The sequence below is a fragment of the Candidatus Omnitrophota bacterium genome (genome assembly GCA_016929445.1).
Classification (GTDB): domain Bacteria; phylum Omnitrophota; class Gorgyraeia; order JAFGIU01; family JAFGIU01; genus JAFGIU01.
The window spans coordinates 1-5,555 of record JAFGIU010000009.1; the positions used below are offsets into that span (position 1 = coordinate 1).

Sequence of the window (5,555 nt, forward strand, 5' to 3'; positions counted from 1 at the left end):
GCCGACCTCTATCTGTTTAACCCGTCGGGCCGCGAAACGCAACGCATTGACATTGATTACCCCAGCCCGCGCACGCAGCGCAACCGCAAGTTTGTCGAGGCTGCGGAATACATGAGTGATTTCAATCTGCATCCCGAAGGCCATTCTTTAGCCGTTGAGACGCGGGGCAAGCTTTTCACCATGCCTCTTTGGGAAGAGGCTGTGAAGCAGTATGGCCGCCGGGACGGCGTGCGCTACCGTTTGGGCCAGTGGTTGCCGGACGGGAAGACTTTGGTGGTGGTGAGTGACCAGGGTGGCGAGGAGACTCTGGAGTTGTTTTCGCCGGAGCGTCCGGAGCACGGCGATCGCATGGAGGGTTTGGACCTGGGCCGGCCGATTGAAATGAAGGTGTGTCCGGATCGCAAAGAGGTGGTGCTTTCCAATCATCGCATGGAGCTCTTGTGGGTGAATTTAGAGGAGCGCAAAGTGCAGTTGCTGGATCGCTGCAAATTCGGGCGCATTGAAGATTGTTCGTGGTCCCCGGACGGGAATTGGGTCGCTTACAGTTTTGCGGCCACGCATCGCACGCGTTCGATCAAGCTTTGCCATGTGCCTTCGGGCAAAACACATTTTGTCACGCGTCCTGAGTTTCGAGACGTGGAACCCGCCTTTGATCCGGATGGCAAGTATCTGTACTTCCTCTCCTATCGCACCTTTGATCCGGTCTATGACAACCACTATTTCGATCTCAACTTCCCGCGCGGGATGAGGCCATATCTTGTTACCCTACAAAAGGATACAACCTCTCCATTTTTGCCTGGACCCAAGGGATTTGGGGGAGACAAAGACCCTCAGGGACGCATCTCCGAGGGAGATACGTCCCTTGATCCTGCGAGGAGCGCCGGAGGAGATGTGTCCCGTAAGAAGAAGCCCGTTCAAATTGATTTGGAGGGGATTGAGGACCGCGTGACGGCTTTTCCGGCTGCGGACGGATTGTATAGCCAGATCAGCGGGTTGCCCGGCAAGGTTCTTTATTTGGCCTTTCCGGTGGAGGGGAGTTTGGGCCAGGAAGTCCTGGAAGATGAAGATGATTCCAAGGGCTCGCTGATGGCTTTCGACTTTGAGGATCAGAAGGCCGAAGTTTTGATTAAGGACGTGATCGAGTACCGCGTGTCTGCGGATAACAGCACTTTGCTTTACCGCACGGACCACCGCCTGCGCGCTCTTAAGGCCGGCGAGAAACCGGACGAGGAAGCGGAAAAGGACACGCCTTCGCGCAAAACCGGTTGGATTCATTTGGGGCGCATCCGGGTTTCGGTGAATCCTCCGGATGAGTGGAATCAGATGTACCGCGAGGCTTGGCGCTTGCAGCGCGATCATTTTTGGGTGGCCGATATGTCGGGCGTGGATTGGGAGCGCGTGTACCAGCGGTATTTGCCTTTGCTCGACAAGGTGGCGAGCCGCACGGAGTTTTCGGATTTAATGTGGGAGATGCAGGGTGAGTTGGGGACTTCGCACGCCTATGAGCTGGGCGGGGATTACCGGCCGGTGCCGCAATACCGCCTGGGCCACTTGGCTGCGGATCTTCGCTTTGAGCCGGATCGCGGGGCCTATGTGTTTTCGCATATTGTGAAAGGCGACAGTTGGGATACGCGCAAGAATTCGCCGTTGCGCGCGCCCGGCGCGGGTATTGCCGAGGGGGATGCTTTGCTGGCGATCGGCGGCAGGCGTTTGGGGCCCGGTGATCCGCCGGGAGTGCATTTGGTGAATCAGGCGGGCTTGTCTGTGGAGCTTACGGTGGCCGGAGCCGGCGGCGGCCAACCGCGCACCGTGGTGGTTAAGACTTTGGGCAATGAGATGCCGGCGCGGTACCGCGAGTGGGTGGAGCAGAACCGGCGCCGTGTTCATGAGGCGAGTGACGGGCGCGTGGGCTATGTGCATATTCCCAATATGGGGCCGCTGGGCTATTCGGAGTTTCATCGTTACTATTTGTCGGAGGTCGATCACGAGGCGCTTCTGGTGGATGTGCGCTTTAACGGAGGCGGGAATGTGTCGCAGCTTATTCTGGAGAAGTTGTTGCGCAGGCGCATCGGGTATGATTTGAAGCGTTGGGGTGCGCCTGAGCCGTATCCTTCGGATTCCGTGTTCGGCCCGGTGGTGGCGTTGACCAATGAGTTGGCGGGTTCGGACGGGGATATCTTTTCGCACTGTTTCAAGTTGATGAAGATCGGGCCTCTCGTTGGGAAGCGCACCTGGGGCGGGGTGATCGGGATATGCCCGACGCACGGGCTGGTGGACGGGAGTCTTACCACGCAGCCCGAGTATTCCTTCTGGTTCGTGGATGTGGGCTGGGGCGTGGAGAATTACGGCACGGATCCCGACATTGAAGTGGACAACCGGCCCCAGGACTATGCGGCGGGCAAGGACGCCCAGCTCGCCAAGGCCCTGGAGGTCATTTTGCAGAAGTTGGAGGAGAGTCCGCCCCAGTTGCCGCAGTTCAACAACCGTCCGGTGTTGAGTTTGCCCGGCCTTCCTCCCAGAGTGTAGGGACGGTTCTCGCCAACCCCATGTGCGCCATGAGGTTATGTGAGAACCGTCCCCTTGAGACTTAGATCGAATCCGCTTCCACGCTGACGTAGAGCTCGACTTGATCGCCGAGTATGCCGGATCCTTCCACAACCTTATTCCAGGAAACCGCGTAATCCCTGCGGTCGATGACAAAGCGGGTCTCAAAGCCTGCCTTTGTTTTGCCCTCGCCCGCGGGCATGATTCCCAGAAGCTGCACCGGGATTTGAATTTGCTTTGTCACGCCGTGCAAGGTGAAGTCTCCGGTGACAAAGGCCATGCCTGCCTCACTCCCCTGGACTTCGGTGCTCTTGAAGCTTGCTGTGGGGAAATTGCCCACGTCAAAGAAGTCCGGTGAGCGCAAGTGGCCGTCCCGGCTTTCGTTATCGGTGTTGATGCTGCCCACGGCAACTTCGAAATCCACCTGGAGAGTCGCAGGGTCACTTTGTTCCATTTCGATCGTTCCGTTGAACTGGGAGAAGCGGCCCGGCACCTTTGTGACAAAGTGGCGGATCTTGAAAGTGACCGCACTGTGCGCGGGGTCGACTTTGAAGGTTGCGGCTTGCGCGGCGGGCACAAAGACCATGACTGCGATGACAATGGCCAGGGTGATGGAAGCGATACTTCGGTGCACTGGGTACCTCCTTGAGTTGCGTTGCCCCTGTTGGGATCCCCTACCTCTGCAAAAAAGAAATATTGTACCCGTTTTGTTTCACGGTGTCAGGCACCGGTGCCTGGCACCGGTGCCTGGCACCGGGTCCTGATGGACAAAGGGGACTCAAATTAGTTAGAATACCCGCCTTATGCGTATCGGCATTCCTAAAGAAACCTATCCCAACGAGCAACGGGTCGCGCTGATCCCCGCCAACCTGCCGCAGCTTCAAAAGGCGGGCCACGAAATACTTGTGGAAAGCGGCGCGGGGGATCTTGCCGGCTATCCGGACGCGTCCTATCGCGAGAAGGGCGCCCAGGTTGTCTCCTCCCGCAAAGAGCTTTTCGAAAAGGCCGGGATTCTCGCGCAGGTCCGGTTGCTGGGCGCGAACCCCAAGGCCGGGGCATCGGACGCGTCCCTCTATCGCAAGGGCCAGGTGCTCTTTGGCTTTTCCGAGCCCCTTTGGGCGCCTGGCGGATTACAACCTGCTTTAGAAAAAGGGGTTACACATCTTTCTATGGAGCTCATCCCGCGCATCACGCGCGCCCAGAGCATGGACGCCCTCAGTTCCATGGGTACGATTGCGGGTTACAAGTCCGTGCTCCTGGCTGCAAACACTCTTCCCAAGATGTTTCCCATGTTCATGACAGCCGCGGGCACGGTTTCGCCTGCCAAGGTTTTGATCATCGGCGTGGGGGTTGCTGGGCTGCAAGCTATTGCCACAGCCAAGCGCTTGGGCGCGGTGGTGCAGGCCTATGATATCCGCCCGGCTGTGAAGGAACAGGTCCAGAGCCTGGGCGCCAAGTTTGTGGAGCTGGATCTGGAAACAGGGGATGCCGAGGATAAGGGCGGCTACGCCAAGGAAAAGGGCGAGGAATTTTTGGCCCGCCAGCGCGAGCTCATGGGCGATGTGCTGGCCGGGAACGACGTGGTCATCACCACAGCCGCGATCCCGGGCCGCAAATCCCCCATCCTGGTCACGCAGCCCATGGTGGAAAAGATGGCGCCCCGCAGCGTCATCATCGACATCGCGGCCGAGCGCGGCGGCAATTGTGAGCTCACAAAACCGGACCAGGTTGTGGAGCACAAGGGCGTCACCATCCTGGGCCCGGCCAACCTGCCGAGCACCGTGCCCTATCACGCGAGCCAAATGTATTCCAAGAATCTCACTACGCTCCTGCTGCACCTCACAAAGGAAGGGAAGCTCGAGTTCAATATGGAAGACGAGATCGTCAGCGGCACCCTGGTTTGCCAAGGGGGCGAAGTCCTGCACGAGCGCGTCAAAGAGGCGCTCGCGCCCGCCGGAGGAAAGGCATAATGGAATCATCCTTTGTTTTGGTTCTAACGATTTTTGCATTGGCCATCTTTGTGGGCTTTGAGATTATTACCAAAGTTCCGCCCACGCTGCACACGCCGCTCATGTCCGGCTCCAACGCGATCTCGGGCATTACCTTAATAGGCGCGCTTCTTTCCTCGGGTGCGCAGCAAAGCCAACTGACAACCATCCTGGGTTTTGCGGCCGTGGTCTTTGCCACCGTCAATGTGGTGGGCGGCTTTCTTGTGACCAACCGGATGCTCCAAATGTTTAGCAGGAAGAAGTGAGATGAGCCCTACACTGATCAACCTCGCGTATCTGGTGGCCTCGGTCCTCTTTATCCTTGGGCTGAAGGGCCTGACGCACCCGCGCACTGCGGTTCGAGGTAATTGGCTGGGCGCCTGGGGCATGCTATTGGCCGTGGTGGTCACCCTCTTCGACAAACAAATTCTCAGCTTTGAGTGGATCCTTGCGGGTATCGTCCTGGGGAGCCTTACCGGAACAGTGCTCGCGGTCAAAATCCGAATGACCGGCATGCCGCAGCTAGTCGCGCTTTTCAACGGGTTCGGGGGCGCCGCCTCGGTCTTGGTTGCGGGCGCGGCGCTCATCGAGGTCAACAGCCTGCCGCTCAGCCCGCCGGCTCAGCTCACGGTGGCCACGGCAGCTTCGGGACTCATCGGAGCCGTCACCTTCTGGGGCAGCTTGATGGCCTTTGACAAGCTGCAGGAGCTTCTCTTCAAGAAGCCGGTCTTTTTCCCGGGCCAGCAAATCGTCAACGCTCTGGTCGCTTTGGCCTCTTTGGGGCTGGCTGTGATGGTTGTGCTGCAGCCTGTGCAAATGCAGTGGTACTGGATCCTGGTGGCCGTAGCCTCCGTCCTCGGCGTGCTCCTGGTCTTTCCCATCGGGGGCGCGGACATGCCGGTGGTCATCGCGCTGCTCAATTCGTACTCGGGCCTGGCCGCCGCAGCCACGGGTTTTGTGCTTTCCAATACAGTGCTCATCATCGCGGGTTCACTGGTGGGCGCCTCGGGCCTGATCCTCACC

The 5,555-nt window shown here is 58.8% G+C and carries 5 protein-coding genes; 4 read left to right on the forward strand and 1 reads right to left on the reverse strand.

All coding sequences use genetic code 11. From position 1 onward, the window contains the following. Positions 1-2,526: PDZ domain-containing protein (locus JW937_01020; protein ID MBN1585994.1), on the forward strand; the 2,526-nt coding region annotated here is incomplete at its 5' end. Positions 2,527-2,587: 61 nt separating this feature from the next. On the opposite strand, the gene JW937_01025 is transcribed toward JW937_01020, so the two are convergent. Further along, on the reverse strand, positions 2,588-3,178 hold the full coding sequence (locus JW937_01025; GenBank protein ID MBN1585995.1) for a YceI family protein: 591 nt from the start codon (positions 3,176-3,178) through the stop codon (positions 2,588-2,590). A 169-nt stretch (positions 3,179-3,347) separates the two neighbouring features. Here JW937_01025 and JW937_01030 point away from each other — a divergent pair, with 169 nt between their 5' ends. From JW937_01030 to JW937_01040, 3 genes are all read left to right on the forward strand, one after another. Further along, positions 3,348-4,514 (forward strand): Re/Si-specific NAD(P)(+) transhydrogenase subunit alpha, encoded by a 1,167-nt coding sequence (locus JW937_01030; GenBank protein ID MBN1585996.1) that lies wholly within the window; start codon positions 3,348-3,350, stop codon positions 4,512-4,514. Then, positions 4,514-4,798 carry an NAD(P) transhydrogenase subunit alpha gene (locus JW937_01035; protein MBN1585997.1) on the forward strand — a complete coding sequence of 95 codons (285 nt, stop codon included), beginning with the start codon at positions 4,514-4,516 and terminating at the stop codon, positions 4,796-4,798. The genes JW937_01030 and JW937_01035 overlap by 1 nt, the downstream gene beginning before the upstream one ends. Position 4,799: 1 nt before the next feature. Beyond that, the coding region (locus JW937_01040; GenBank protein MBN1585998.1) for an NAD(P)(+) transhydrogenase (Re/Si-specific) subunit beta at positions 4,800-5,555 on the forward strand (756 nt) is incomplete at its 3' end.

Excerpts from the sequence above, each read along its gene's own strand:
- JW937_01035 (MBN1585997.1), top strand. The coding sequence starts at position 4,514 with ATGGAATCATCCTTTGTTTTGGTTCTAACGATTTTTGCATTGGCCATC.
- JW937_01030 (MBN1585996.1), top strand. The coding sequence starts at position 3,348 with ATGCGTATCGGCATTCCTAAAGAAACCTATCCCAACGAGCAACGGGTC.